Source organism: Winogradskyella ludwigii (assembly GCF_013403985.1).
Classification (GTDB): Bacteria; Bacteroidota; Bacteroidia; order Flavobacteriales; family Flavobacteriaceae; genus Winogradskyella; species Winogradskyella ludwigii.
This window is the reverse complement of the sequence record NZ_JABFDF010000004.1, coordinates 333,515-360,512: the sequence shown is the minus strand read 5'-3', so window position 1 is coordinate 360,512 and position 26,998 is coordinate 333,515. Positions and strand designations below refer to the sequence as shown.

The 26,998-nt window shown below is 33.2% G+C and carries 24 protein-coding genes; 10 read left to right on the top strand and 14 right to left on the bottom strand.

Translation table 11 applies throughout. From position 1 onward, the window contains the following. Window positions 1-123 precede the first annotated feature (123 nt). Window positions 124-1,749 (top strand): ABC-F family ATP-binding cassette domain-containing protein, encoded by a 1,626-nt coding sequence (locus HM981_RS12060; protein WP_179339053.1) that lies wholly within the window; start codon window positions 124-126, stop codon window positions 1,747-1,749. Window positions 1,750-1,883: 134 nt separating this feature from the next. On the opposite strand, the gene HM981_RS12055 is transcribed toward HM981_RS12060, so the two are convergent. Continuing rightward, window positions 1,884-2,123, bottom strand: a complete 240-nt coding sequence (locus HM981_RS12055) for a putative signal transducing protein (RefSeq protein ID WP_179339052.1) — start codon at window positions 2,121-2,123, stop codon at window positions 1,884-1,886. A 207-nt stretch (window positions 2,124-2,330) separates the two neighbouring features. Here HM981_RS12055 and katG point away from each other — a divergent pair, with 207 nt between their 5' ends. Then, on the top strand, window positions 2,331-4,556 hold the full coding sequence (gene katG / locus HM981_RS12050) for a catalase/peroxidase HPI (protein ID WP_179339051.1): 2,226 nt from the start codon (window positions 2,331-2,333) through the stop codon (window positions 4,554-4,556). Window positions 4,557-4,632: 76 nt separating this feature from the next. Then, window positions 4,633-5,106, top strand: coding sequence for an ankyrin repeat domain-containing protein (locus HM981_RS12045; RefSeq protein ID WP_179339050.1), 474 nt, complete (start codon window positions 4,633-4,635; stop codon window positions 5,104-5,106). 219 nt (window positions 5,107-5,325) lie between these two features. Here HM981_RS12045 and HM981_RS12040 read toward each other — a convergent pair whose 3' ends face one another. The 5 genes from HM981_RS12040 to ribB form a co-directional block, all read right to left on the bottom strand. Beyond that, the gene (locus HM981_RS12040) at window positions 5,326-6,561 is read right to left on the bottom strand and encodes an ATP-binding cassette domain-containing protein (RefSeq protein WP_179339049.1); all 1,236 of its coding nucleotides are present in this window, start codon (window positions 6,559-6,561) and stop codon (window positions 5,326-5,328) included. Between the two features lie 8 nt (window positions 6,562-6,569). After that, complete coding sequence (locus tag HM981_RS12035; protein WP_179339048.1) at window positions 6,570-7,730, bottom strand: pyridoxal-phosphate-dependent aminotransferase family protein; 1,161 nt, start codon at window positions 7,728-7,730, stop codon at window positions 6,570-6,572. Window positions 7,731-7,798: 68 nt separating this feature from the next. Beyond that, complete coding sequence (locus HM981_RS17430; protein ID WP_218846421.1) at window positions 7,799-8,542, bottom strand: hypothetical protein; 744 nt, start codon at window positions 8,540-8,542, stop codon at window positions 7,799-7,801. Between the two features lie 18 nt (window positions 8,543-8,560). Further along, entirely contained in the window at window positions 8,561-9,136 is a 576-nt protein-coding gene (locus HM981_RS12025; RefSeq protein WP_179339047.1) for a Crp/Fnr family transcriptional regulator, read from the bottom strand. Beyond that, window positions 9,137-9,799: a 3,4-dihydroxy-2-butanone-4-phosphate synthase gene (gene ribB / locus HM981_RS12020; RefSeq protein WP_179339046.1), complete on the bottom strand. Its 663-nt coding sequence runs from the start codon at window positions 9,797-9,799 to the stop codon at window positions 9,137-9,139. Window positions 9,800-10,034: 235 nt separating this feature from the next. On the opposite strand from ribB, the gene HM981_RS12015 reads away from it, so the two are divergent. After that, window positions 10,035-10,784: a hypothetical protein gene (locus tag HM981_RS12015; RefSeq protein ID WP_179339045.1), complete on the top strand. Its 750-nt coding sequence runs from the start codon at window positions 10,035-10,037 to the stop codon at window positions 10,782-10,784. A 66-nt stretch (window positions 10,785-10,850) separates the two neighbouring features. On the opposite strand, the gene HM981_RS12010 is transcribed toward HM981_RS12015, so the two are convergent. From HM981_RS12010 to HM981_RS11995, 4 genes are all read right to left on the bottom strand, one after another. After that, a complete protein-coding gene (locus tag HM981_RS12010) occupies window positions 10,851-11,321 on the bottom strand; it encodes a hypothetical protein (RefSeq protein WP_179339044.1) in 471 nt (156 codons plus the stop codon). A gap of 245 nt (window positions 11,322-11,566) precedes the next feature. Further along, a complete protein-coding gene (locus HM981_RS12005) occupies window positions 11,567-12,289 on the bottom strand; it encodes a transglutaminase domain-containing protein (protein WP_218846419.1) in 723 nt (240 codons plus the stop codon). A 421-nt stretch (window positions 12,290-12,710) separates the two neighbouring features. After that, window positions 12,711-13,358, bottom strand: coding sequence for a DUF2459 domain-containing protein (locus HM981_RS12000; RefSeq protein WP_179339042.1), 648 nt, complete (start codon window positions 13,356-13,358; stop codon window positions 12,711-12,713). 176 nt (window positions 13,359-13,534) lie between these two features. Then, complete coding sequence (locus HM981_RS11995; protein ID WP_179339041.1) at window positions 13,535-14,437, bottom strand: LysR family transcriptional regulator; 903 nt, start codon at window positions 14,435-14,437, stop codon at window positions 13,535-13,537. Between the two features lie 93 nt (window positions 14,438-14,530). Here HM981_RS11995 and HM981_RS11990 point away from each other — a divergent pair, with 93 nt between their 5' ends. Then, window positions 14,531-15,127 (top strand): NAD(P)H-dependent oxidoreductase, encoded by a 597-nt coding sequence (locus HM981_RS11990; RefSeq protein ID WP_179334998.1) that lies wholly within the window; start codon window positions 14,531-14,533, stop codon window positions 15,125-15,127. Between the two features lie 289 nt (window positions 15,128-15,416). On the opposite strand, the gene HM981_RS11985 is transcribed toward HM981_RS11990, so the two are convergent. Then, on the bottom strand, window positions 15,417-16,142 hold the full coding sequence (locus HM981_RS11985) for a hypothetical protein (RefSeq protein WP_179339040.1): 726 nt from the start codon (window positions 16,140-16,142) through the stop codon (window positions 15,417-15,419). A gap of 219 nt (window positions 16,143-16,361) precedes the next feature. Between HM981_RS11985 and HM981_RS11980 the strand changes: the two genes are divergently transcribed. Continuing rightward, window positions 16,362-17,747 carry an alanine/glycine:cation symporter family protein gene (locus HM981_RS11980; protein ID WP_179339039.1) on the top strand — a complete coding sequence of 462 codons (1,386 nt, stop codon included), beginning with the start codon at window positions 16,362-16,364 and terminating at the stop codon, window positions 17,745-17,747. Between the two features lie 62 nt (window positions 17,748-17,809). On the opposite strand, the gene HM981_RS11975 is transcribed toward HM981_RS11980, so the two are convergent. The 3 genes from HM981_RS11975 to HM981_RS11965 form a co-directional block, all read right to left on the bottom strand. Next, window positions 17,810-19,978, bottom strand: a complete 2,169-nt coding sequence (locus HM981_RS11975) for a hypothetical protein (protein ID WP_179339038.1) — start codon at window positions 19,976-19,978, stop codon at window positions 17,810-17,812. Window positions 19,979-19,981: 3 nt separating this feature from the next. Then, window positions 19,982-21,910: a transglutaminase-like domain-containing protein gene (locus HM981_RS11970; RefSeq protein ID WP_179339037.1), complete on the bottom strand. Its 1,929-nt coding sequence runs from the start codon at window positions 21,908-21,910 to the stop codon at window positions 19,982-19,984. A 99-nt stretch (window positions 21,911-22,009) separates the two neighbouring features. Beyond that, the gene (locus HM981_RS11965) at window positions 22,010-22,927 is read right to left on the bottom strand and encodes an AraC family transcriptional regulator (RefSeq protein ID WP_179339036.1); all 918 of its coding nucleotides are present in this window, start codon (window positions 22,925-22,927) and stop codon (window positions 22,010-22,012) included. A gap of 172 nt (window positions 22,928-23,099) precedes the next feature. On the opposite strand from HM981_RS11965, the gene HM981_RS11960 reads away from it, so the two are divergent. The 4 genes from HM981_RS11960 (at window position 23,100) to HM981_RS11945 (ending at window position 26,996) form a co-directional block, all read left to right on the top strand. Further along, window positions 23,100-24,599, top strand: a complete 1,500-nt coding sequence (locus tag HM981_RS11960) for an aldehyde dehydrogenase family protein (protein WP_179339035.1) — start codon at window positions 23,100-23,102, stop codon at window positions 24,597-24,599. 68 nt (window positions 24,600-24,667) lie between these two features. Next, window positions 24,668-25,027: a DUF779 domain-containing protein gene (locus tag HM981_RS11955; protein ID WP_179339034.1), complete on the top strand. Its 360-nt coding sequence runs from the start codon at window positions 24,668-24,670 to the stop codon at window positions 25,025-25,027. A 192-nt stretch (window positions 25,028-25,219) separates the two neighbouring features. Further along, entirely contained in the window at window positions 25,220-25,639 is a 420-nt protein-coding gene (locus HM981_RS11950) for an IS1/IS1595 family N-terminal zinc-binding domain-containing protein (RefSeq protein ID WP_179312978.1), read from the top strand. A gap of 109 nt (window positions 25,640-25,748) precedes the next feature. Beyond that, window positions 25,749-26,996, top strand: coding sequence for a hypothetical protein (locus tag HM981_RS11945; protein ID WP_179339033.1), 1,248 nt, complete (start codon window positions 25,749-25,751; stop codon window positions 26,994-26,996). The last annotated feature ends 2 nt before the right edge of the window (window positions 26,997-26,998 follow it).

Sequence of the window (26,998 nt, the reverse complement as noted above, 5' to 3'; positions counted from 1 at the left end):
TTTAGCGTTGTTTTACATACCTAATTCAGTTATGTGATTTAATTTGGCTTAATTTTTTTACTTTTGCACTCTCAAAAAAATGCCTTAATTATTAATAAGGCTAACACATTAAAGTTTTTATATATGTTATCAGTTTCTAATCTTTCGGTTCAATTCGGAAAACGCATACTTTTTGATGAAGTAAGCACCACGTTTCATAATGGTAATTGCTACGGAATTATTGGTGCCAATGGTGCCGGAAAATCTACATTTTTAAAGATTATTGCAGACAAAATGGATCCTACTTCTGGAAGTGTACATTTAGAACCAGGCAAACGTATGTCTGTTTTAGAGCAAAATCACAACTTGCATGACGACGACACTGTTTTAGAAACGATATTAAAAGGAAATAAACCTTTATATAAGTTAAAGTCGCAATTAGATGCGCTTTACGCGGATTATACAGATGCAAATGCCGATAAGATAGGAGAACTTCAAGTGCAATTTGAAGAAATGAATGGTTGGAATGCAGATAGTGATGCAGCAGCCATGTTATCTAACTTAGGGATTAAAGAAGAATACCATTACACCTTAATGAAAGATTTAGATGGTAAACAAAAAGTACGTGTGTTATTAGCGCAAGCTTTATTTGGTAATCCAGATTTATTAATCATGGATGAGCCTACCAATGATCTAGATTACGAAACTATTACGTGGTTAGAAAACTTTTTAGCGAATTATGAAAACTGTGTTATTGTGGTTTCTCACGATAGACACTTTTTAGATTCCGTTTGTACACATATTTCGGATATTGACTTCGGAAAAATCAACCATTTCTCAGGTAATTATACGTTTTGGTACGAGTCGTCTCAATTAGCCGCAAGACAACATGCACAACAGAATAAAAAGGCCGAAGAAAAGAAGAAAGAATTAGAAGATTTTATTCGTCGTTTCTCTGCCAATGTTGCAAAATCAAAACAAGCAACGAGTAGAAAGAAAATGATTGAGAAATTGAATATTTCGGATATCAAGCGTTCTAGTCGTCGTTATCCAGCTATTATTTTTGAACGCGATCGCGAAGCTGGAGATCAAATTTTAAATGTTGAAGGGCTTTCTGCAAGTTTAGAAAATGAGATCTTATTTAAAAATATTGACATCAACTTAAATAAAGGAGATAAAGTGGTTGTGTACTCTAAGGATTCTAGAGCTACAAGCGCGTTTTATCAAATTCTTAATGGAAAAGAACAAGCAGATTCTGGTCGGTTTGATTGGGGAGTCACAACCACACAATCGTATTTACCTTTAGATAATAGTGAGTTTTTTAATAACAAATTATCTTTAGTAGATTGGTTACGTCAATGGGCACAAACAGAAGAAGAGCGTGAAGAAGTAAATATTAGGGGCTTTCTAGGTAAGATGATTTTTAGTGGAGAAGAAGCTTTAAAAACATCAGATGTATTATCTGGAGGAGAAAAAGTACGTTGTATGCTAAGTAGAATGATGATGATGAGAGCTAATGTATTAATGTTAGACGAACCTACAAATCACTTAGATTTAGAAAGTATTACTGCATTTAATAATTCATTGACCAACTTTAAGGGAACTATAATGTTAACAACCCATGATCATGAGTTTGCACAAACCGTTGGTAACCGAATTATAGAATTAACACCAAATGGAGTTATTGATCGTTATACAACCTTTGATGAGTATATGAGTGATAAGAAGATAAAAGAACTGCGTGAGAAGATGTATGGAGTAGCTTTATAAGTCTTATACGTTTTATATAATAAAAATGCTGGTATTTTAAATACCAGCATTTTTTGTTTAATAATAATTAGGATGTAGAAAAGGATATATCAACTTTACTTATATCAAAGTCTCATTCTTTTAAAGCTTCAAATTTAAGACGCTTCCATTTGTGCAGTAACACGATTTACAATAATCATGGCTTTGTCTAATTCATCATTATGAACAAAGACTTCTTGATAACCTTGGTTCATGGATGCATAACCTGCTAAACGTTGTGACTCTCCTTCGTCTTTAACAATAGGAACTATGCCTTCATGTTCCAATTCATCTTTAACGCGTGTAACTAAGATAAAATTTCCGTAATAAACTTTTGTATATTCTGTAGTGCTCATATGTATAGATTTTAATTCGTACAGAAAATTACGAATTTTTTTGGATATTAATTCTTAAATACCTCACAATTTTATTTGTTTTTCCTATCGCTTATTTGTTTTCTATAGTTTTTAGTTATCGAAATATTAGATAATAAAATATTATAAATAAAATATCGCTATCTTATTTTATATTTTTATCAAAAATTAAAACAAAAATTACTATATATGGAAAACTCAGCTAAAGACTCTGCCGATTCAATACATGCAGAAAATCAAGAAATTAACCCACATGGAGGATCAGGATCAGGTAAATGTCCATTCATGCAAGGTGCCATTACAACCACCGAAAAGACAGTAACAGATTGGTGGCCAAACACGCTTAACTTAGATATTTTACACCAACAGGATACCAAAACAAATCCATTAGGTGCAGATTTCGATTATAAAGAAGAATTAAAAAAATTAGATGTAGAGGCTTTAAAAAAGGATGTACATGAATTTATGACAGATTCTCAAGATTGGTGGCCAGCAGATTGGGGACACTATGGAGGATTAATGATTAGAATGGCATGGCATGCTGCAGGTTCATATAGATTAGCTGATGGACGTGGAGGTGGTGGAACAGGAAACCAACGTTTTGCTCCATTAAATTCTTGGCCAGATAATGTGAGCTTAGATAAGGCACGACGTTTATTGTGGCCTATCAAGAAAAAATATGGTAATAAAGTAAGTTGGGCAGATTTAATTATTCTTGCTGGAACTATTGCTTATGAAAGCATGGGGTTAAAAACTTATGGTTTTGCATTTGGACGAACAGATATTTGGCATCCAGAAAAAGATGTGTATTGGGGAGCTGAAAAAGAATGGTTGGCACCAAGTGATGAGCGTTATGATAATGTAGATAATCCTGAAACTATGGAAAATCCATTAGCATCTGTACAAATGGGATTAATTTATGTAAATCCAGAAGGTGTCAATGGAAAATCAGATCCTTTAAAAACGGCATTACAAGTTAGAGAAACATTCAAGCGTATGGCTATGAATGATGAAGAAACAGTGGCTTTAACAGCAGGCGGACATACCGTTGGTAAAGCACACGGAAATGGTGATGCAAGTATTTTAGGACCTGATCCAGAAAGTGCAGATGTAGATGCGCAAGGTTTAGGTTGGGCAAATCCAACAAAATCGGGTAAAGGAAGATATACCGTTACAAGTGGTATAGAAGGAGCTTGGACTACAAACCCAACAAAATGGGATAATGGTTTTTTCGAAATGTTATATAACCATGAGTGGGAATTACGTAAAAGTCCTGCAGGCGCCACACAATGGGAGCCAGTAAGTATTAAAGACGAAGATAAACCTGTAGATGTAGAGGATTTAACAACAAAATTAAATCCAATGATGACCGATGCAGATATGGCCATGAGAATGGATCCTATTTACAACGAGATTTCATTACAATTTAAAGACGATTTTGATGCGTTTTCAGATGCATTTGCTCGTGCTTGGTTTAAATTAACGCATCGTGATATGGGACCAAAAGATCGATGGTTTGGACCAGATGTGCCACAAGAAGATTTAATTTGGCAAGATCCAATTCCAAAAGGAAATTCCGATTATAATGTAGATGCTGTTAAAGCTAAAATTGCAAGTACAGATTTAAGTATTTCAGAATTAGTATCTACAGCTTGGGATAGTGCAAGAACGTATAGAGGCTCTGATTTTAGAGGTGGATCAGATGGAGCGCGTATCCGTTTAGAACCTCAAAATGCTTGGGAAGCTAACGAGCCTACACGATTACAAAGAGTACTAGGGGTTTTAGAACCTATTGCTGCTGAATTCAATATTAGTGTTGCAGATACGATTGTATTAGCTGGTAATGTTGGTGTAGAAAAAGCCATTAAAAATGCAGGTTTAAATGTAAGTGTTCCTTTTACTTCAGGGAGAGGTGATGCGACGCAAGACATGACAGATGTAGAATCTTTTGAATCTTTAGAGCCACTTGCTGATGGTTTTAGAAACTATCAGAAAAAAGAATATGTTGTAAGTCCGGAAGAAATGTTACTTGATCGTACACAATTATTGGGATTAACAGCAGGAGAAATGACAGTTTTAGTAGGTGGTATGCGTGTTATGGGCACCAACTATGGAGGCACAAAACATGGTGTGTTTACTGAAAACGAAGGAGCGCTTACCAATGATTTCTTTGTGAATCTTACGGATATGATTTACGAATGGAAATCTCAAGAGAACGGCACCTACGAAATTAAAAACCGTCATACAGGTGAAGTGAAGTACACAGCAACACGTGTAGATTTAGTATTTGGATCTAACTCTATTTTACGTGCGTATTCAGAATTATATGCGCAAGACGATAGTAAAGAAAAGTTTGTTACCGATTTTGTTGCAGCTTGGACAAAAGTGATGAATGCTAATCGTTTTGATATTTAAAACGTATAAACACTGATATTTTGAAAAGGAATGGACTTTATAGGTGCATTCCTTTTTAATTAAAACTTTATAAATTATGAAAAGAGATACAGATGTTTTATTTGAAGCTATAAAAGCAGGAGATAAAGATCGATTAAAAGCTTTGATGTGTATAAATCCCAACTTAGTCAATGAAAAAGATGCACGTGGATTTACGCCTCTTATTTTAGCTACCTATTTTGATAATGAAGAAGCTACTAGTATTCTTCTTGAAAATAATGCAGATATTAATGCCAAAGATGGCTCAGGTAATACAGCGTTGATTGGAGTAAGCTTCAAAGGAAATACGTCCTTGGCAACAACATTATTAGCAAATGGTGCAGATATTAATGCAGTTAACAAAGATGGAACAAGCGCTTTAAGTTTTGCTACCCAGTACAACAAAATAGATATTGTAAAATTGCTTTTAGAACATAAGGCAGATACTAGTATTACTGATACAGCTGGTAAAACAGCTTTAGACTATGCTAAAGACAAGAAATTTACTGAACTTGTTGAGCTTTTAAGTTAATAGGTACGTTTCTATAAATTAAAAACTGAGTTTAAAAATTAGCTTGTTATGGCTTTTTTAAACTCAGTTTTTTTATGTTGAATTTCCACCACAATCAAAAACAATAAATTTTCAGCTTCATGTTGTAACATCATCAATTAGCAAATTGTTTTGTAGTGTTAATGTGATTCGTGTTTTATCTTTAATATTTCTGCATTATAAGTAATACCGCGCTATATGTTATTTCTGAATACCTACAGACCCTTGTGGAGAAGGGTGAAGCTCATAGATAAAATCAGGATTAATGTTAGCCTCATCGCGATGGGCCACAAATAATATACTAGTCTCACTTTCTTTGGCGATTTTGTTTATTAAAGCGGAAATAAGTGCTCTACCGTGATCATCAACATTAATTAAGGGTTCATCTAAGATCAATAACGGTGGATGTTTAATCATCGCTCTTGCTATTAATATTAAGCGTTGAACAGTTGGCGATAATTTGAGAAATGAGGTGTTTTTTTGGTCGCTTAAATTTAAGACCTCCATCCACTGAGCAGCGGCAAGTATTTGTGCGGTAGATGGTGTTTGATATAAGCCAATACTATCATAAAAGCCCGAAATAATCATTTGCTCTACAGTATAGCTACGTTTAAATAACTCTAACATCGCAGGACTAATATAGCCGATTTTCTGTTTGATATCCCAAACACTTTCACCAGAGCCTTTTTTCTGACCAAAAAGATATACCTCTTGACCATAACCCTTGGAATTGTTCCCATAAATCATGGATAATAAGGTCGTTTTGCCAGAGCCATTAGGGCCAATTAAATGCCAAAATTCTTTTTTCTTGATGGTCCAGTTGATATCTTTTAGAATGGTACGATCCTCATAATTCACATTGACATTCTTAAGTTCTACGAGCACTTCTGGAATATTGGTGTAGGTTGTTATCTCCGAAGGGATGTCCTTATCAAAAACAAACGTACTTCTTTTAAACCTATAGTCTTCAATGGGTACCACGGCTTTAAGCTCTGTTTTTTCAAATGTAATCATATGCGTCATTACGGGTAACAGATCGTCTTGCCTGTTGAAAATTAATACAATGGGCATGCTTTTAGACAACGACATTAATTCTTCTTTTAATACGGATACAGATGCTTTATCTAGCGCTTCGTAAGGATTATTTAAGACGATAAAATCAGGGTCTTGTTGGAGCAAATGCGACAGTAATGCTTTTTTTTGCTCACCTGAAGATAATGTTCTCAGGCTTCTGTTTAGTCCTGATGTTAACTCAAAATTATCGTGCTTTTCTTCCTCTTCAATATATTTTTCTAACACCGCATTTGAAAATAAAGCCCCTCGTTTGCCTTCTATTCCTGGTAATTTATAAGAACCACTAAGTAGCAGCGGTAACCATTGCTTTTGTGGTGAACGTGCAGTGTCTTCAATGGCGTAATGCTGATGTGATGTTGTCATTAGTCTAGTTAGAAGTGTTTTAATATTTGAGCTGTTCCTAATCCTAATTCATGTGAATAGCCATTGTTCTTTAACGCTGATTCAATGGCTCCAACCGTTGCGAGTAAATCATTCTTGTTTACCGATCCCATGTGTCCAATTCTAAAGTAATTATTTTTTAATTGCGGCAAAAGACCACCAGCCAGTATAACTCCTTCTTGATTTACGGCCTTTAAAAATGAGCTTGTATCTATTGTGCTTGGATATAATGGAGCAGATAAGGTGTTTGCAGAAACGTGTTCGTTTTTTGATAATAAGTCCAGGCCTAAAGCTTTGATTGCAGCTCGCATAGCTTTTCCTGCTCTTTTATGTCGGTCGAAACGATGGTCTAGCCCCTCTTTTGAAATGAGTTGTAAACTTTTTTCTAAAGCAATTACAAGATTCACGGCTGGTGTTCCAAAATAAGAGGCTTGTTTATTTTCATAAGCTTTCATTATTGGTAACCAATTGGCCCAATCTCCATAGTAATTAGCAACAGGACTTGTTCGTTGTTCAAATGCTTTCATTGCATTTTGAGAAGCCACTAAAAGCGCTAATCCTGGAGGAACGCCTATTGCTTTTTGGGATGCTGTAAGTACCACATCAATTCCCCAATCTTCTTGTTTAATTTCTTCGCCAGCAACAGAACAAACACCGTCTAGAATGGTTAATACGTTGTACTTTTTACCTAAGGCACCAATACGTTTAGCATCATTTAAAACAGCTGTTGATGTGTCTACGTGAGTAAACGTTAACAGTTTATAGCTTTTAGCTTTTAGTTGTTGTTCTATAAGTTCTAAAGGTACAATGTCACCGACTTCAGCTTCAAGGATATCTACCTGAGCTCCATATCTTTTTAAGATTTCGGCATAACGTAAACCAAAGTAGCCTGTAGCTATTACAAGGGCTTTATCACCGGTTTCTATTAGGTTTGCAGCAGCCACGTCCATAGCCAGTGTACCTGTTCCTGCTATTATGAATGGTTGACCAGAAGGGCATTGCCAAACGTTTTTCATTAGTTTTAAACTATTGGCAAAGCAGTCTATAAAATCTGGCGACACATGGCTAGGAGTTGGTACTGCCATACATTGCATCACTTCACTTTCAAATTCTATTGGGCCAGGAATCATTAATAATTTTCTCGATTTCATCTCTTGCGTGTTTTAGTATTGACAACGGTTTTATTCTATTTTTTTGACTGTTTATGGTCACTAAAATTCTAGTATTCTACCTTTGACTTATTCTTTAATTTATTTTCTATGATAGGGTATAGGTTGTACGTTGGATAAATTTCTGTTGTAAAAGCCTTCCATGCCGTTCTCTCAATAGCTAAATTTACAGCGGATAGTTTTGAAGCAGGAAGTTCTATCACCACCACTTGACCAAGTCCCATAACCACAAACCAATTGACTACAGAAGTACCTTCAGGAGGGAGATTTTCATAAAAGCCTTGATTGGTTCTTATTTTTTCAATTTCATTTAAAGTCATACTTTGATCATGTTTAAGAACGATGGTTAATAACAACTTGTCATCCTCTTTTTCAGAACTGGGTTTTGCATCTAGCGTCACTTTTGACTTGTTTTTCAATTTGTGTTCTATGATAGGATACAAATTGTAAGTTGCATACATTTCTGTTGTAAAAGCCTTCCATGCGGTTCTTTCAATTGCTAAATTCACAGCTGATAATTTTGAAGTAGGAAGTTCTAACACCACCACTTGACCAAGTCCCATAACCACAAACCAATTCACTATAGAAACACCTTCTGGAGGGAGGTTTTCATAAAAACCTTGATCTGTTCTTATCTTTTCAATCTCATTCAAAGTCATACTTTGATCATGTTTAAGGAAGATGGTTAATAACAACTTGTCATCCACTTTTTCAGAGCTGTTAAGGGTATTAGTCGATTGTGCATGAACAATTATTTGTAGTAAGAATAGTGGGAGTAATACTGCGTATTTCATGTTTTATAAATTTTAGTGTCAAATTTTAGACTTGATCCTACTTAAAGTTTCATGTGAAATATTGATATAAGAGGCTACAATTTTGTTTGGTAAACGCTTCACAATATTTGGATTTATCTTGAATAATTGCTTGTATCTTTCTGCTGCATCTAGTGTCGTAAAAGAGATTAATCTCTTCGCATTATTGACATAAGCTTTTTCTAAATAGATGCTATAAAAATCTTTCCATTTAGGAACAATGGTCATAAGATGTCTAAAATCATCGTGTGTGATGTAAAGAAGTTCACTGTTTTCAATAACTTGAATTGTTTCTTGTGCAGGTTCATTGGTGATGAAACTCACTAGTTCTGTCGCAAATTGATTTTCGAAGGCGATGTAACGTGTGACGTCTTTTCCTTCTTCATTGATGTAAAAAAGCCTTAAACAGCCTTTTTTTACGAAATAACTCACCTGACTATTCTTTCCATGGGACAGCAAAATGTCGTTTTTCTTTTTTTTAATTGTTTTAAAATACGACAACACGATTTTTAAATCTTCATCATCAATATTTATATTCTTTTTTATGAAATTAGTGAGTTCTATAGTGTCTGTCATCTATTTGTAGTCTCTTACAAATTTACGATAATGAATAATATCTTGTATGGATAGTACTATCAAATTATGCTCATCTGCAAAGTCTAAAATGGTGTCCATTTTTGCCATGGTTCCATCATCGTTCATTAATTCACACAGTACAGCTTCTGGTTGTAAGCCTGCTAATTTCATTAAATCTACGCTGCCTTCCGTATGTCCTTGTCTTTCAAAAACACCATTGTTTTTCGCTCTTAAAGGAAAGATATGACCTGGTTTTGCTAAATCATTACTCGTCGCATTTTCTTTACAAGCTGCTTTAATGGTTGTAAGCCTGTCTATAGCAGAAACCCCTGTAGTAACGCCTTCCTTTGCTTCAATTGAAATGGTAAAAGGGGTTTGGTAACTGCTGGTGTTTTCTTTGACCATATACGGTAATTCTAACGCATCTGCTTTTTTATTCGGTAAGCAAAGACAGACAATACCACTGCATTTTCTAATCATGAGTGCCATTTGGTTATTCGTCATGTGATGCGCAGAGAATATTAAATCTCCTTCATTTTCTCTGTCTTCATCATCCATAAGGATTATTCCATTTCCGTTTTGTAGGTGTATTAGGGCTTTTTCTAAGCGTTGTTGACTGTCTTTATTAAATGTTATTAACGTCTCTATTTCTGTAAGTACCATTTTTGTTTTTATTATTGATATGCAAAACTAATACTGTCTAAAGTCAGATTATTTGACCTAAGTCAATAAATCGATTTTTTATTACTATAAGTTGTATCCTTTGGTTTTATTTGACTTCTAAGATGCTATAAGCTTGTTTTAAGCATTTTATAAGCATGCTATAACCACGCTATAACCTGTATTATAATTTTTTGTATATTGCTGTATTGTAGGTGTTTAACTAAAATGTGATGCTATGGCACAACAGACTGGAATTATCCCTTTAGTGGGAACGTTAAATGGTATTAATTTTTATTATTTGAATGGTAAACCGATTGCACGAAAAGCGGGTGGTGGATTTACTAGAAAAGCGATAAAAACGAAGTCTAGTATGGAACGCGTGCGCGAAAATGCCAATGAGTTTGGGCATTGCTCAGCTGTGAATAAAGCGTTTAGATCTGCTTTGAATCCGTTTTATAAGGGACATAAGTTTACACATTTTCATAGTCGTTTGATGGGCTTGTTTACGCGTATAAAGTCTTTGGATACGACACATAAACGTGGGGAACGACTTGTTGCTAATGGGATAGGGCAGGCGCATGGCCTTCAATTGTTGGAACAGTTTAGCTATACGCCAGCATGTGATGTACGGCACGTTTTACCCTTTGCGTTAGATGTTTCTAGCAGTGATTTTGTGTTAACACTTACTGATTTTGATATTGAGCAGGTGGGTTTTGTGGAAGGTGCTACTCATATAGCACTGACTTATGGTGTTTTGGATTTTGATTTTAACCATTTGAATTATGCCCTGCATTTGGCTCCTCCTTTGGTTTTAGATCGTTCTTATGCTGATTCTACTTTGACTTTAGAACCTGCTACTTTGCCTAGTGGTCTTGGTACTGCGCTCTGTGTGCTTGGTGTTCGGTTTTACCAAGAGGTTGATGGCACTTTGTATGTCTTAAATGCTAATGATAGTATTGGGATTGCGGTTTTGAAATGTTTGTAATAGTTTAAGCGATTGCGACTTTGTTTTACTTTATTTTGAGCCACAGTACTTTGTTGGCAGTAGTTTTTATTTTACTTTTCCCATTATTCCCTCGTTAGTATTTTTGTCTATAAATCCGCTTTCCAAACCAGACTTATTGTCCAAATTCTGATGTTCAATTATGTTTTTTCCGAATGCGAATTTGTTCCGTATTTTTTTTAAGTCAAGTACTTTATCAAAATAAATCCAGTTAACTGTATTTTCAGACCAAGCTTTTCCGTAAAAAGTAATTCGCGCATTTTCCTTAATTAATTTTTTGGCTAAATTTCTCAACTCAATCGAACGGATTGAATTCGAAAAGTCAGAAAAATAGTTCTCAAATTCAAAACCGTGACTATCGACAACAATTCTACTTAAAACTCCATTTAGTTCAGAAACAGATTGGAATGAATTCAAATTCCGATTTAAGGATTTCAGAGTTTCATTATTTGGATTTCTTTTAATTTCAGAATCTAATTCCGATAATAATTTGTCTTTTTCAGTTCTAAAGTTCGTCATTGTATTGTACTGCCAACGTTGATGTGTATGGTTAGTTGCGTGGTTAAGCAACTAATTTAGTAAACAAATACTTGCCAGAAAAAATTCCGAAGGAATTTTCCAAGTAGGCACTTGCCCAAGCAATTAATTATACACATTGTTGTGCAGCGTATTATTTTTGCGAAATCTATAAAATCTATCTTGACTTCTATTATCGTTTGTTCTATTGTTTCCCTCTAATCGTTACGTTACTTTTCCCATTTAGATTAAAGGTGCTGTTCAACTTTAACAAGATACTCTATTGGATTCACCAAAGCGCCAAATTGATTAAAAATAGCAACATCGGCAGCATCGCGACCAAAACCAAGAATAACATAACCTCCTGGAGAGCCTACTTGAGTGGCATCAAATGTGTACCACCGGTTACCAATATATGCCTCAAACCAAGCGTGCATATCCATTGGTTCTAAGTTGTGTAAATAACCAACAACAATACGTGCTGGGATGCTTAAACTACGGCAAAGCGCAATACCTAAATGGGCCAAATCTCTACATACATCAAACTGTCTATCATTAACTTGAATGGCAGATAAGGGTTGATTATTACTGCCAGGCAGATACTCAATGTTTTGGCGTAACCAATTTGTAATTGCAGATACTTGGTTGTAGCCCATTAATTGGCCTTCGGTTATCGTTGCACTCATTTCATTAAAACGATCTGACTCACAGTATCTGCTTGGTAATAGATAACTTAGCACGGCGTCTGGTAAATTCTGGATTTCAATAAATGGCGCACCAAAGCCTTGATCTATAAAATTAGAGGTTATAACCTCTGAAGCGGTAGAAATTGAGAATATTCCAGGTTGGGCAATTAAGCGTTGACACAGATTGCCATAATTGTCCGTGAATTCAAAGACCGGTGTACTTGGCGTTATTTTATAGTCCTCTCTTTCTACCCATTGTTGGCTACCACTGCGTGGCCTTAACATGAGAATAAATGGGGTTGGCTCAAAAATCTCAAACTTTAGGTGGCAGCTTGTACGTAAACGCATATTTCAATTTTTTAAGACTCTAATTATATCCTAACGACTAGCTTAATTATAAATAAGTTAGCTCGCTATCTACTCACACAAATTTCGGTTATTTTATATTAGTAATACCTATAAATTGAAACTCTTAGTCATTATTTTTCAATTGCTTACGTGTCGTTTTTCGCTGTCTCTTCATTTTTAAATTTGCTAACAAGACAAACGCTTAACTATTGTTGTTTGTTAGATGCTATTTTACTACGTTATTGTGTATGGTTAACTTCGTCTGTTTACTGCGCTCGGGTGTTACGTGGTTGTGCCACTAATTTAGTAAGGAAAACGACCAAAGCCATTAATTCTACACGGTGTTAGCAAACGTGTTTTATTGATACTTATTCATTAATCCAAAATCGAAAGGTGTCCATAAACAAGACTTTAATCCACTTTCCTTAAATCCGATATTTACCCAACTGTTACAAGTCTTAAAGCAAGAATAACTTCCTTTTGATTTATAAAAATCATCTGTTGAAGTATAACCTTTATTCTCAAGACTGATTTTCATTCCGTTTTCGTTTGTCTCAAATGTATTTAACAGATAAAAATTCAATTTTTGTAATTCAGATTCTGTCACTTTTATTTCAATCCAATCTGTACGTTTATTTTGATATCGCGTTACGTGCATTAATGTAGAACTTTTCAAAAACATAGCTTTAATGGCGTTTTCAACCGTTAAATCTCCCCAAGTTGGCGTATTTATATAGAAGTTTTCATCACCCCAACCAAAAGACAAATATTGTTCATTTTCGTTTTGATGTATTCCATTCAATAATAGACTGTTCATATTTTTTTTTGGAATTACAATATCTAAATGAACTCCGTTTGTTGTCAAGTAAACCACTTTATTAAGTTTTTCATCACTTACTTTTCGGTCAACTGTTATTGCAGTTAGAATTAAAGCGACCATACTATAAGCGGTAGGAATGATTAAGAAATATATAAACCATTTTAATGCTTTTTTAAATATTCTCATAACGTTTGGCTCATGTGTTTACTAACTTATTTGTGTATGGTTTACTGGGGCTGTTCACTGCGCTTGGATGTTACGTGGTTGTGCCGTTAATTTAGTAAATAATTACAAACTAGAATATTCCGCTAAGATTTTTTGAAGTTGGTAAGAATAGTGCTAAATTAGATACCATAGCGCGTTTATTTCATTTTTGAGGTAAATATATTTTTAATTGTATCTAATTCCTTTTTGTATTTTAAATCTGATCTTGATGCAAAATATAAGGTATTTTCCGTTTTTACTTTTCCTTCCCAAACTACATTTATTTCGTTTCTTAAAACTTCTTCTCGACATAAAAAATCTGGAACTAATGCTAATCCGTTACCATTGTTTAAACATCTGATAATAGATGTAAGATTTGGTAAAATATAGTTGGGCTTGAAAGCGGGTTTCTTCTTAAAATTATCAAACCAAAAACGCCTAAAATGTTCCATTTCGTTTGAGGAACTATACCAAATGTTTTGAAGCAGTTCATTTTCTAATTTAATGAGATCTTTTGCTTTAATATGTTTTTGTATTGTTGTTGTATCTGTTTTAGTTCCTGCTATTAAAACGATTCTTTCTTTTGAAAATGGCACATATGCTACTAATGACTTTTTTTCATTCTGTTTTTCAGGGGTTATCACTAAATCTAAAATACCATTGTTGAGGTCTTTTATTAAATCTGTATGTGCCCCAAATCGGGCTACTAAATCAAAGTCTAATTTTGGAATTTCGGGTTCAATAATCAATTGAAACATTTCAGAGCACATGCCAATATTTAAGGATGGATTCTTTTCTTGAGTTGTTTTTTTAAAATGTTGTTCGGCAATCTCAAGTTTTTTTAATGATTCAATAATGTATTCATATAAAAATTTGCCGTCTTCCGTTGGAATCATTTTTCGCGACGTACGTTCAAATAGTTTTTTACCAACATAGGCTTCTAAAGCATTTAAATGAACACTTACACCTGGTTGTGAGGCATACAGTGCTATGGACGCTTTTGTTAGAGTTCCGTTTTCATATATTTCTTTAAACGTTCTATACCATTCTAAATTCACCATAGCTATTAATAAATTTATACAAAGGTATGATTTGTATTATTTTTACAATAGGTTTAATCGTTTTAATTTTGTCCAAAATAAAATAATAGACTTATGAAACATATATTTATAATTAATGGAAGTCATCCATTTGCACATTCAGGAGGACGGTTTAACGAAACACTTTTCAATAAAACTATTTCATATTTTGATACGCGTGAGGAATTTGAAGTGAAATTTACTCAAGTAGGCGATAATTATAACACTAAGGACGAAGTTGAAAAATTTAAATGGGCTGATATTGTGATCTATCATACACCAATTTGGTGGTTTCAAATACCTTTTGGGTTTAAAAAATATATAGATGATGTTTTTACGGAAGGTCATCAAAACGGTATTTATGCAAGTGATGGAAGAAGTAGAAAGAATCCAGACATTAATTATGGTACTGGTGGTTTAATGCACGGCAAGAAATATATATTGACTACAAGTTGGAATGCTCCTAAAACGGCTTTTACTTTAGACAATGAATTTTTTGATCAAAGAAGTGTGGATGAGGGAGTGATGTTTGGATTTCATAAGATGAATGCTTTTACAGGAATGGAATTATTAGCAACACATCATTTTCACGATATGGAAAAAAATGCAGATGTTCCTTATGAGTTACATAATTACAGTACATTTTTAAATGAAATCAAGCTTAAATTGTAGAATTTTGTTCATTTATTACAAGACTCCAAAAACATTAAAACTAATATTCCAAAAAAGGATAATTTCAAATTTACATTCTTTAATTTCATTCAGTTTTCAATGTTTTTGGGTATTAAAATGTGTTTGTAAATGGTTTACTTCGTCTGTTCGCTGTGCCCGGGTGTTGCGTGGTTTAGGAAATAAGTTAGCAAACATTTGTGAACCTGTGAAAATTCAGCAGAAATATTCGAAAGTAGGGAAGAACAAATCAATTAATTATACATGGTGTTGCTACACGTTTTTATTTGTATTAATCAATATTTTCGTAAGTGTATTCAAATCTTAATTCTGAAGACCCAAAAGTATTGTAAATTGTGTACGTAACATTGGAAACAGTCGGATAGCCATTTTCATTGTATTCATAAGAACTTGATGAAGTTAAATTCATATCATTATTATAGGTTTCAATAGTGTTATTCTTTCCAACGCCTAAAACTTTAAGTAATTCTGAATTAAAATATAAGGAATTTGGGTTTTTCATTTCGTCATATTCAAAACTATTTTGATTAGGTGGACCGTCTAGACAAGAACTTACAGATAATTCAATATTATTTTGGTTGTCAAATGTGTGATTAATTTCGCAATTTAAATTCCCATTCACAAAGATTTTGGTTTTAATTAATCTATCCAAACCATCATATTCATACTCCAATGTATTTGGTGATAAATTACCATTTATTGTTCTTGAACTTGAAACAATTAAGCTATTCTGATAAACGTAATTTATTATAGCACCACCATTACTTGCAATAGATGTGATTCTATTGTTTTCATATGTATAGGTAAAAATATCATTACCATTTTCATCTCTTTGAGCAATCAGCTGTAATTCGGTGTCGTATATGTAGTTTGTTGTTGCTGTTAGGTTGTTTTCAGAATCAAAAGAATCAATTTTTATTAATTTCAAGTTTTCATTAGTTAAATCGTTTGAATCATCTGAATCACAAGAAATAAATGTTAGTGACAATATTGTCATTAATAGGAAAGATTTGTAATAAGTCATGAAATTTGATTTAAGAACGGTTTTTTCAAATGAATGGCACCGTAATGATATGTATCATTTTGAATGATTTATCTCAGGCGATAAGCGAATCTAGTTATTTTGAAACTCAAAATCAAGACTTTAGATTTTCATTTTTAAATTAATTATAAACATTACATTATAACTTAAAACGGTTTACTACATTTATAAGCTATGGAGAAACTCAACCAACTACTCAGCGATTTTTCATCTTTAGCTTGGGGTTTGCCTTTGCTTATTTTACTAATAGGTGGCGGCTTATATTTATTAATACGTTCTAGGTTTTTACCGTTTCGGTATTTAGGGCACGCCTTGAATGTATTGAGAGGAAAATATGACGATCCTAATGATCCTGGTGAAATATCCCATTTTCAAGCCTTAACCACTGCGTTGTCTGCAACCGTTGGCATGGGGAATATTGCAGGTGTTGCTGTGGCGATATCTGTTGGTGGACCAGGAGCTGTGTTTTGGATGTGGATTAGTGCTGTGGTTGGTATGTCTACAAAATTCTTTACATCTACTTTGGCCATTATGTTTAGAGGTAAGGATAGTGCAGGAGAAATTCAAGGTGGTCCAATGTATTTTATTACAGAAGGTTTAGGTAAATCTTGGAAACCTTTGGCTGTGTTTTTTAGTCTTTGCGGACTCATTGGTGCTTTGCCTGTTTTTAATGTGAACCAATTAACACAAGCTTTAAATGATATTTTATTAATACCTAATGGTGTAGAAGTTGGGTTAAAATCGAATTTAATTATTGGTGTGGTGTTAATCAGTATTACGGCTTTAGTAATCTTAGGTGGTATTAAACGAATTGGTAATGTCGCATCAAGATTAGTTCCAAGTATGGTGGCTTTATATTTTGTTTTGGTCATTATTATTCTTGTGGCACATAGCGATGTATTGTTGTACTATGTAAAACTTATTTTTACAGATGCTTTCGCTGCCAATTATTATCCTGAAGGCGATACATTTATGGGAGGTGTTTTAGGAGCTTTAATTCTTCATGGCATTAAGCGTGGAGCATTTTCTAATGAAGCCGGAATTGGTACTGCACCAATGGCGCATGGAGCTGCAAAAACTGACGAGCCAATTCGGGAAGGTTTGGTGGCTATGCTTGGGCCTGCAATAGATACATTAATTGTTTGTACAATGACGGCTTTGGCAATTTTAGTGACTGGAGTTTGGGAAACCACATCAGATAACGGAGTGAGTCTTACAGCATCTGCCTTTGCAGATGTGATGCCAAATTATGGGAAATATTTACTGCTTGTTTGTATTGCCGTTTTTAGTATGAGCTCGTTATTCTCGTATTCGTATTATGGTACAAAATGTATGTCTTTTCTATTTGGCGCAGATAAAAAACACTACTACAACTATTTCTATATTTTAAGTATTCTTATCGGAGCTACAACAAGTCTTAGCATGATGATTAACCTCATTGATGGTATTTTTGCTTTAATGGCAATCCCAACGATGCTTGCGACGATTATTCTTGCTCCTAAGGTGATTAAAGAATTTAAACGCTATACTGAGCAATTGAAAAAGGATAACAATAAATAAAAAATAACCTCTTACAATTTGCTATAAATTATAAGAGGTTATTTATTAATATTCAAGAAAAATTACTGCTTCTTCAATAATATCTTTTCATTTGTAAACTGATTCGCTTCATCTAAAAAAGCCATCATTTTACTCCAATTACTGTTGGGTTCAAAATTATGCTTGTATTGTTTAGAGGTGGTTATAATGAGTTGATTGCCTTCAATACTAGCAGAACTAATAAAAGCTCCTGTTTCATTATCTACAGATTTATTCAACTTGTCTAAGCCAGCAACAGTGTATCCTTCAGGAATATTGAATGTAATATTGTAATTAAAACTTCTAGCATTAGCAGTATAAATATTTGAATCACGCTCACGCTCTTTGTCTTCAAGATCTATTTGGCCTCCAATAAATTTTCCGATTTCAATAATATAATTAGGACCTGCTTTTTTTATTAAATCATTTTTAATTGTAAAACCTTCTGTAAATGTAAAATAGGCTTCTATATCATAACGTCCTGTGTCGTTAATTTCATATGTGTAATCTTCAATCTCTTCAATCTGAAAAGCTACTTTGGCGCTATTTTCATAACGTTCTTTTTGCTTGTCCTTAATTTTTTCGGCTACAGCATCGAGCTCTTTTTTATATCTTATTTTATCTTTTTTACGTCTAATTAATTCAATGAAGGATGCGGTTTCATATTTTGCATAATCTTCGTTAACGTAATCTGTAAACATTAAGCGATCGTATAATTGGTCTTTTTTAGCATGACCTTTATAACGGTTTACAGCACTTAAACTCATTCCAGAAAAATCATCGTTTAGGCTAACTGTGATATCTTTTTTAGTTTCATTATCTAAATGTGTAGATACAGGTAATTTTCCTTTGGTGATGACATCAATTCTATTTCGTGTAGGCGATAGTAAATAAACATCTGTACCTTCAATTAATGGAGAAAACGCGTTAATGTTAGTGTGTATGCTAAATAACTCAGCGTAGAGCGGAGTAGGAGTTTCGACTTTAATAAGCACATTGACGTTTTTTTCTATAAGTAAATCGTCAATAGAGCCGTCGTAACGTTTTTTAGCCACAACGATTTCATACTTGATTTTTTCGCTTTTTAAATACTCAGTAAAGTGACGCACAAATTGTTTTTGATTCTGAATAAAAACAGCATCGCCATAATTTTCAAAAGGATAGTACATAATTTCAGCATCCTTAACAATCATAGCCTCAATAAAACGCGTTAAGTAATAATGACGCATAAAGTAATAGGCTTCAGTTACTTTTTCTGTATCATTTGCAAAGGTTTTCTTTTTAAAGAAACGTCTTACATCTCCAACATTGCCATCAGGTTTAAAACGGTTGTCATAAAGGTCTAAAACTTCGTCTTTAGAAACCGATGTTTTAATAATATCTTCCTTTTCAGGTAGAAAAGCCAAAGCTCTATCTTCAAATTTTCCTGATCTTGCAAAATACACTTGAAACTTGTAAGATGGTAATTCTAATAATGGATAAGACCAACGTGTTGATGTAATTTTTTCAATATCTGAAGCCACCAATTCATAACGTCTAATACTTCTTTTTTCTGTTGGTATTTCTGTTAGTTTTTGTGCTCCGTTGTAGGAATTGAAATTGATAAAAAAATCATTTTCAGTTTCAAAAAATAGTTTAAAATCTACAACAGGATATTCTTCACCTAAATAGGTTTCCACAGGGTCGAAACCAAAAGCGTAGGTGGTTTTAAAAGGCTCTAGTCGGTAAAAATAATAATCTATAATATCTCCGATTTCTAAATTAGCAATCGCAATTTTAGTTTCTCCATCAACTTCTACAGATTCTTCCTCGACATCAATTTCTATTTCACTTCCGTCTGGTTTTACAATTTTTACTCCAATGTAATTATTACCTTTTTGTCTCCAAGTGTAACGGCCTTTGTCTGATCTAAAGCGTTTTTTAAAGGCAAATTCTGAGAAATCTTCCACAGCAGCTTTATCCAATAATTTTATACGTTGCCTTACAGAGCTTGTGTACGTAACGTTTTTGCCAAATTTATGGAAATCGTAATTTTCGTTTTTATATAAAATTACAGCAGATTCATTGGTCCATTTTTCAGGAACTTCGGTAACATTTTTATAAGCGTCGTTAATGCCCCAGAAAAATTCTTTGGCTTCTAATTCTTCTTTAGATTGCGAAGAAATAGCAATAGTAAACAATAGTAAAATAGCGGTTAGTCCTTTGCTTATCATAGTTTAGTTTTTAGTCAGGATAATTTGTTCTTGGTATAGAGTGTTAAGGTCTTTTATAAATGAATTCCATTCTTCAAAATCTTTAGTTTCTATTTTTGCATTTTTAATTTGGAAGCGTTTTTTATAGATTAGGGTGTTATTTTCATTTTTAAAACTCACCGATAAATCATAATTATCGCTTGAAACCTCTAAGTCATTTGGCACATGTGTAACGTTATAACCTTCTGGTATTTTTAATTCTGTAGTAGATTCTAAATATTTTTTTGAGCTGAATATATAGTCTACATCACGATCTTCTAATTCATAACCACTAAATTCTTTATTTAAATCGAGATCAATGTAAATGGAATTATCAAAAGTTGAAACCGCATTTTTTACCGTAAGATCATGAGCAATAGAAACGCTCAATTCTCTATTAGATAAATCTGAAGTTACAATATTAGAAACTTTTCTATTGCTATCAGTCTGACTTAAATACGATTCTAAAAATTCATCTTTTTTATCTGTTTTCAATTGATCGAAATAGTATAGAAGTCCAGACCTGCTTTCTCCATGAAATTCATTGGTGACATTTCCAATTAGCGTTTCGTTGTCTAAATGTAATTGGTAATTATGGTATTCTTTATTAAAGGCAGCTTCACTTGTTGGCACGTGTTTTAGAATAAACGCTTCCTTATCTTCAATTAAAACTTGCTTGCCCTGTATACGATCTGCATATTCGCCAAAAGCATTAAATTTTTCTGTACCATCTAAAAATACTACCTCATCGTCTATAAATAAACTACAAATCATGTGGTTGTCTACCGATAAATTTGGTGTGGAATAATCATAAGCAATATGTTTGGTGCCAATCCAAGTTAATCGTGCATCAAAGCCGGCTTCTATTAACATTTGCTTTGTTAGGTTTGCCATGCCTTTACAGTCTCCATATTTTTTGTTAAAGACACTAGAGGCTTCGTCGGGTTTAAAACCAGCAATGCCATCTTCAAAAGCGATATATCTAATATTGTCTTGTACCCAATAATAGATATTCTTTATTTTTTCTTCATCTGTGCTCGTGTCTTTAGTTAATTCGGCAACTTTAGATTTTAAATCGGTATTATCATTTTCTAAGCTGTTCACTAAAGATTTATACCAATTGTAAAGGTCTTGAGTAGAATTAAAAATGGGTTTTGTTTCGCCTTTTTGAGTGTAAGACTTCGCTAAAATTAATAAATGCGGATACACATAAGTTGGTCCTGGAGCATTAGAAACCTTATGCATTGCAGGAGCATTTTTAAACGTGTAGGTATGAATTTTAGATTTATTTTTAGAATTAGGTTTTATGGTTTTTGTAATGTCGTAACCTTCAAAATTTAATTCTTTTAATTCGAGATTAAGCCAATCTGGAATTTCGACAGAAATCACTTTTTTTGCAATGGGATAAGAATCATTGAAATAGAGTTTTGTAAAATACTTTATGTCTTTGTAAGTTTTTAAAAGATGTGTACCATAACGATAGCCTTGCAAAGGGAAATCTATATGTGTGAATTTTACTCTAGAATCTACATGAAATAAATCATCACTTTTATAGGCTTCATCTTTAATATAGAATCCAGCATTTTTATTGTTTTTATATAAGATATTGAATTCTTCAATTGTAGATTGCCCATCATAAAATGAATATTTCTGAATATCGGCACGACTAACCATGCTTATCATTTTCTCTTTAACATCGTGGTTAACTGTTACTTTTTCGTTTCGGCTATCAAAAGCAAAAGACACGTAATCGATGCTTTCCTCTAAAGCAACTTCATCTTCATCGTGGTCAAATAGTTCTTTAAGTTTTTTTGCTTTGGCTATGTCGTAAGCATCAGGTTCTATTTTTTTTTGACCATAAGTAATGGTGATAAACAAGAAAATAGAAGATAGAATAAGTAGTTTTTTAATCATATTTGGGGACGTATAGAACGCTAATATAATTAACCAATTGTTATAATTAAAAAATAATGGGTCTAATAATTAATAATATAGGATAAAAACAATAGCGATTTAAGGCTTGTTTATTGATGTTTTAAATTGTTGAGGCGTCATCATTTCCATTTTTTTGAATTGTCTGTTGAAGTAACTTGTATTATTAAAACCAGATTGAAAAGCTATTTCTGACATTCTTAAATTTTGAGAAGATTTAATAAGTTTCTTAGAAAATTTAATTTTTTCTGAATTAATATAGTCAATAGGTGAAATGCCTAAAGTATTTTTAAACTGTTTATGAAAGTGAGAAGCACTCATGTGAGCCTTGTTGGCCAATTGGTCTACTGAGATATCTTTATTGGTTAAATTATCTTTAATAAACTTAATAACAGTTCCTATTCTTGTGTCGTTAAAAATATGAGTGTCATTAGTAATAAGAGATTTGGCTTTGGTTTGAAGTAATCTTACAATTAACTCTTGAATCATTAAATCTAATAACACATCTTTAGATTTATTACTATTAGTAAAGGTGTAGGTTAAACGCTCTAATAAGTGATTGACATCTATATTATTGATAAGGTGCGATGTTGTTTTGTCTAAATCCCATGTGTTATTTTCATTTTCTATAGCTACATTATGGTTAAATTTTTCTACAACCTCTAAAATTTTAAAAGCATCAATTCCTAATGCCAAACATTGCGTAGGCTTATTTTTTGTGGCGATGGGGAAATCAATGATCATTTCTTTATTAGTTGGCATTACAACAGATTCGCCAGGGAAGAAATCAAAAGAATCAAAACCATCCAAGTGCATTACTTTTTTTCCAGTGAGCATACTCGCAATAATAGGAAAGTCGAAAGTTAAAGACACTTTCTCAGCCATAGCATGTGTTTCATAAATATTAAGCTCGGCATATTCGGCATTATAGGTCGTCCTATTTTCTACTAAAGTAGTTAGTTTTCTATGGCTTTTATGTCGCGCTAATAAGTTGCTCATTATCAATATTACAAAAAAAAAGTCTTAAAAATTGTTAATAAGAGATATGTTCAAAATTATAACGGATATGTTCAAGATATTTAAGATATGATAAAATAACTTTATCAAAACTAAAGTATAGATAATTTTTATACTAAATAAATGTATAATTAACAACAAAACGTATTAAGGTATGAGCTATTCTAAACCAAAATTTAAAGAGAAGTATTCCAATTTTATAAATGGAAAATTTGTGCCACCTGTAGGTGGAGATTATTTTGAAAACACATCTCCTATAGATGGAAGTGTAATCGCAAAATATCCAAGATCACAAAAAGAAGATGTAGAAAATGCGGTTGAAGCAGCAAATGCAGCTAAAGAAGCCTGGGGAAATACATCAGCAACAGAACGTGCTACACTTTTAAATAAAGTAGCCGATATTATAGAAGCAAATTTAGAAGAGTTTGCGATCGTAGAAACTTGTGATAATGGAAAACCAATCCGCGAAACGCTGAATGCAGATATTCCACTGGCAGTAGATCATTGGCGTTATTTTGCAGCATGCATTAGAGCAGAAGAAGGAAGCGCAACAGAATTAGATCAGAATACCTTATCCATGAACATTAAGGAGCCACTAGGTGTAATTGGTCAGATTATTCCATGGAACTTTCCTTTATTAATGTTGTCATGGAAATTACCTCCAGCTTTAGCAACAGGAAACTGTGTGGTGTTAAAACCAGCAGAACAAACTCCATCGTCTGCAACTTTATTAATGGAAAAAATTGCTGATGTTTTTCCTCCAGGTGTACTTAATGTGGTTCATGGTTTTGGTCCCGAAGCAGGAAAACCATTAGCATCAAGTTCTAAAATAGATAAAGTAGCCTTTACAGGTGAAACCACTACAGGACAGTTAATTATGCAATACGCGTCAAAAAATCTAAACCCAGTGACAATGGAATTAGGTGGGAAGTCTCCAAACATATTCTTTAATAGCGTAATGGATGAAGATGATGCGTTTTTAGACAAAGCAATTGAAGGTGCTGTTTTATTTGCCTTTAATAAAGGTGAGGTTTGTACCTGTCCTTCAAGAATTTTAGTGCAAGAAGATATTTATGATGCTTTTATGGAGCGCGTAGTAGCCAGAACAAATGCAATTATTCAGGATAATCCTTATGATGTAAACACGCAGGTTGGTGCGCAAGCGTCTAATGATCAATATGAAAAGATTCAATCGTATTTTAAAATTGGAAAAGATGAAGGAGCAAAAGTATTAACAGGTGGTGAGGCTAATAAATTAGAGGGAGATTTAGCAAATGGATTCTACATTAAGCCAACCATATTAGAAGGTCATAACAAAATGCGTGTTTTTCAAGAAGAAATTTTTGGACCAGTCGTTTGTGTGACTAAATTTAAAGATGAAGCTGAAGCTTTAGAAATTGCTAATGATACCATGTATGGACTTGGAGCAGGCGTATGGACGAGAGATGCACACCAGTTATATCAAATACCAAGAGCTATAAAAGCAGGTCGTGTTTGGGTAAATTGCTACCATGCTTATCCAGCACATGCACCATTTGGTGGTTATAAAAAATCTGGATTTGGTAGAGAAAATCACCTTATGATGATGAGTCATTACAGACAAACTAAAAACATGTTAATCTCTTATGATAAGAATAAATTAGGGTTCTTTTAGAAGTTATTAATAGCAAATTAAGGCTGAATTAGACCATTTAATTCAGCCTTTTTTAATATCATAATTATATGAAACGAGTAGAAATAACAGATAAAGCAGTAGAGATTATTAAGCAATTAAAAGCGAAGCATGGTGAATTAATTTTTCATCAGAGTGGAGGTTGTTGTGATGGTTCTGCACCTATGATTTTTGAAAAAGGAGATATGTATCTCGATGAAAGTGATGTGCTTTTAGGTGAGGTAGAAGGTGTAAACTTCTACATGAACCAAGATCAGTTTGAATATTGGAAGCACACACACCTTACTGTAGATGTTACAGAAGGACGCGGATCTAGTTTTTCATTAGAAATCCCATTAGGACTTCGGTTCTTAATTCATTCTCGATTATTAACGGAAGAAGAGGAGAATCATTTTAATTCTACAGTTTAATAATCTAAAGAGTTTACGATTAAGAAAGCCTATATATTCAGTATATAGGCTTTTTTGTGTTTTCGTAATTTAACTTAAAATTATCATGAATATGATGTGTTTTTTCTTTTTAAATTATCAAAAATGAAATATTTTAACTATTCATTATTGTATATGTTGCTAATTTGATATATTTATGCTAAATAACTATATATGACTATAGATTTATGTCCAAATTGCAGTAGCGATCAGTATGTTAAGAGCGGAATAGTGAATAAAAGGCAACGTTACAAGTGTAAAAAATGTAATTATTATTTCACAGTTAATAAGATAGGAAAGAAGATAGATGACTACTATGTTAATAAATCACTGCAACTTTATTTAGAAGGTCTCACTTATCGAGAAATTGAGCGCATATTAGGAATTTCTCATGTCAGTGTTATGAATTGGGTGAAAAAATACAATATTAAGCGCCCTTATAACTCTAATTATCACCCGACTTATAAAATTTTAAATGCAAATGAGCTTGGTCGCTATTTTTCAGAGCCTGAAAATATAAAAGGTGCAGGTGTTGTTGTCACTGAATTGGGTGATAAATTTATGCTCATAAAATGGGAGCGATTTAAAGATTAGTATATTAAATTAACAGATAAGTATATAAAATATGAATTAAAGAGATGTTTTTAAGAGCTTAGTAGTGCACACAAAACTAATTTTAAGTACTAACTAATCTTTTTAAACAATGAAGAATCAAACTTTTGTATTGATAGGACTGTTTATCATGTTCTTTCAATTTATGATTGCTCAAGGCTCGCCAGATTATTCTGGTGGACTTAAATTCAAATTCAACGAAGATGGCTCTAAATATCTTCGTCTCATTTCTTGGGCACAAGTCCAAGCCAATTACAATACAGATGAAACCTTTGATGGTAACGGAAACGAAAACAGTAAGTTAAACTTTAATTTACGCCGTGCTAGAGTTTTAATGTTCGCTCAAATTAACAAGGACTTTTTAATTCTAACTCATTTTGGATTAAATAGTTTAACAAGTTCCACCTTAAGTCCTACTGGAAAAGGTGATGGTTCTCAACTCTTCTTTCACGATGTTTGGGCGCAATATAATGTAGGCGAAAATCATACTGTTGGTGGAGGATTACATTATTTCAATGGTATTTCTAGATTAAACAATCAAAGCACACTTAATATCATGACGCTAGATAACAACCGTCAGTCATGGGCAACTATTGGTTTGTCAGATCAATTTGCAAGACATTTAGGTGTGTTTATGAAAGGGAAATTCAATAAATTACAATATCGCGTTGCTGTAAACGATGCATCCGTATCGTCTTTAGATGGTCATACAGCTGTTGCAGGTGGTGATGCCGTTTATAATGGTCGTTCTAATTTAGGATCTAAAGCAGCTGGAAAAACCTATGCTGGTTATTTCGATTATCATTTTTTAGATCAAGAGTCAAACTTTTTGCCTTATAAAGTTGGGACCTACTTAGGAGAGAAAAAAGTATTCAATATTGGTGCAGGTTTCTTTTTACATCCTGAAGGTTCAGTAATTGATACAGGCACAGCTATTGCACCAAATCTTGAAGGTGAAGATGTATCCATCTTTGCAGTCGATGCTTTTTATGATACACCAATTGGTGAAGACGGAAGTGCTATTACTGCGTATGCTGTCTATCAGAATAGTAACTATGGAAAAAACTATCTCTACAGTGCTTATGGAACAGGAAGTATGCTTTATGGTCATGTAGGTTATGTTCTCAATGGTGATAAATTAAAAACAAGATTTCAACCTTATTTAAGTTACGGAACACATAGTTATGATGCTGTTGATGATAACAGATCTACATTAGGTGTTGGCATCAATGCTTATATGAGCGGACATAATTCAAAATTAACTTTAGAATACATGAATCAAAGCTTTGGATCGGTAGACACTAGTACTATTTCGCTTCAAGCTATGATTTACCTATAAAA